General features: G+C 58.5%; 1 protein-coding gene and 1 pseudogene. Both read right to left on the bottom strand.

Annotated features, from left to right (window positions below):
• The coding region (locus tag QCE48_RS31455) for a CheR family methyltransferase (RefSeq protein ID WP_309794455.1) at nucleotides 1-2,379 on the bottom strand (2,379 nt) is incomplete at its 3' end.
• A gap of 117 nt (nucleotides 2,380-2,496) precedes the next feature.
• Nucleotides 2,497-2,682 (bottom strand): annotated as a pseudogene (locus QCE48_RS31450) (hypothetical protein); the annotation flags it as partial.

The raw sequence follows: 2,682 nt of genomic DNA, 5'->3' as shown, positions 1-2,682 counted from the left end.
CCCAGTCGCGTTCGATGTAAAGCGCTTGATCTTCATCGTCTTGTCGACGAACAAGGTAGCGATATCGCTCGCGCTGATGAAGTTCTGCAGATCGTCGTTGGCCTTGCTTGCATCCTCGATACGCGTCTGCAGCTCGGAGTTGACCGTGAAAAGCTCTTCGTTGATCGACTGAAGCTCTTCCTTGCTGCTCTCAAGTTCCTCGGTGGTCGACCGTAGTTCTTCGTTGATCGCCTGCAATTCTTCGTTACCCGCTTTCATCTCCTCAAGGGTCGTTTCGTATTGTTCGATCGTTTCGTTCAGATGCTGCTTGCTACGTTGAAGCTCCTGTTCCAGCTGCGCCATTACCGATGCGTCTTCCTCGCTTGCGCCTTTGCCGTCAGCGGCATCAAGTGTTTCTTGCACTTCATCGAACAGAATGAGCGCGAATTCCGCATTGACCGTAGTGTCATGAAACGGTCGTACGGTAATGTGCACGTAAGAGCGCTGTCCACCGCGCAGGAGACTCACCCGGCGAGCCTCCACACTTCTGCCGCTCCGCGTCGCTTTGAACAGCGCGGTTCGTAAATCAAGACGTAGATCGGGCAGTGCCGCGGCGATGACGTTGGTCGTCGGACTCCCGCCGCTGTAATGAAGAAAGCGTCCTGCGCTGTCAGACATGTGAACGATTGTCGACTCGCGATCGACGATGATGCTGGGCGGCGCATACTCTTCGAGCACGCGCTGGTGGAGCGCGCCAGGCGACAGTTCATGTCGCACCGGATCGCGCCTTTGCGGTTCCGGTATCGGCACAATCGGTTTTGGTTCGACCAGGCGCATTATCCGCGGGCGGACCGCCATTGAGACCGGCTTTGCGCGATAGATCCGGTTTTTTTTATCGACCACCGCGAACAGATCGTCGGCGGCATCGGCAGACTCCGACGTGCCCAAGAAAAGATATCCCTCTGGGCACAGGGCGAAGTGGAACATCTCAAGGACCTGACGCTGCACGATGCGATCCAGATAGATCAGGAGATTGCGGCACGAGACAAGGTCAAGACGGGCGAACGGCGGGTCGCGCAAGACGTTGTGTACGGCAAACAGAACTTTCTCGCGCAAGCTTTTTACGATCACATAGCGTTCGCCTTGCCTCGTGAGGAACTGTTGTAAAAGTTCTACCGGCACGTCTGTCGCAATCGAATCCGGATAGCTTCCGGCACGCGCACGGCCGAGAGCCCGCTCATCGATATCGGTGGCGAACACCTGAATCGGCGCGGACGAGTGATGCCGTTGCGCATACTGTTCAAGCAGCATGGCGATTGAGTAAGCTTCTTCACCCGATGAGACGCCAGCCACCCATGCACGCACCGACTGGCTTTCTTTCTTACCGAAAAAGAGTCCCGGCACCACCTCGCTTTGCAGTCGCTCAAACGCCTCCCGATCGCGAAAAAAATTGGTGACCCCGATCAGCATATCGCTCAACAGAGCCGATGTTTCCGCGGGCTGTCTGCGCAGCAAGTCCCGATACAGTCTCAAACTGGGTACTGCGTTGACTTGAAGCCGACGCTCAATGCGGCGAAGCATGGTCGCGCGCTTGTAGTGGCGAAAGTCGTGACCGGTGCGTGCGCGCAGAACCGACAGGATTTCCTGAAGACATTCTTCCGCGCTTTGGCTGTCGTCGCCTCGTCTGTGTTGCACCTCTGCCGTGCTCGGCGCGTCTGGGTCCTTCGGCATTTCAGACGTGGCGATTCCCGGAATGGAGATTGTCCGAGCATTACTCCATAACTCAAGCAGCTTCTGTGGCATCTCCGTTACGGGCAGGACGAGATCGACTTGCCCAGTATCGATCGCGCTCTGTGGCATCTGCGCATACTCGGCATCTGCAGGGAGTTGCGCGAGCGTGATGCCACCCTGTTCCTTGATCCGGCTAAGTCCAACCGCTCCGTCACTGCCGCTGCCCGATAGCACGAGACACATTGCGTGAGGCCCGTGCGCATCCGCGAGGCTCCGAAAGAAACGGTCGATGGTCACAGGGCTACCGGCGCTGCGCTTTGAATCGGCGACTCGCAAATAACCGTCAGTCATCGCCAGGCTTTTCCCTGGCGCGATGACATACACATGATTTTTTTCGATCAAGACCGGCTGTACCACCTGGAGAACCGGCATGCCGGTGACACGGCGCAGCACCTCATCCGCGCTACTCACATGGTCAGGCGAGAGGTGCAAGACGACTACGAACGCCATGCCCATGTCGGTAGGGGCATTCTCGAAGAACTGCAGCAGGGCTCGAACTCCACCGGCGGATGCGCCGATCCCGACGACGGGAAACGGCAGACTACTGGCGGGACGGACCGTACTGTCAGCGGACCGGGGCTCAGGTTGCCCCGCAATAGCGTCGCTCATTGTCGTTCTCCTCGCGCGACGCGCTCTGGGATTATCGGTCGACGCAGCCAGCCGCACGTGAGCGTACTAAAACCATCATACGCTTATCGCTCCCAGCCCCGGGGAGAGTGGCCATGCTCAAGGCGTGGATTGCCCGACAGTTTCCTGCTGAAGGAATCGGCGCAACGAATCCTCGAGCGCGGCGAACCTGGCGTGCTGCTCGACTTCGTCCGAGGCCTCCTGAAGTTCGTTGCGCCGTTGCGCGACGTGCGCGCGTTCCAAGGCAAGAGCGGCGCGCTCCTGCAATCTGCGCACCGAGATCCA

The sequence above is a fragment of the Caballeronia sp. LZ024 genome, from assembly GCF_031451455.1.
GTDB classification, from domain to species: domain Bacteria; phylum Pseudomonadota; class Gammaproteobacteria; order Burkholderiales; family Burkholderiaceae; genus Caballeronia; species Caballeronia telluris.
This window is presented reverse-complemented; position numbering and strand designations above follow the sequence as displayed.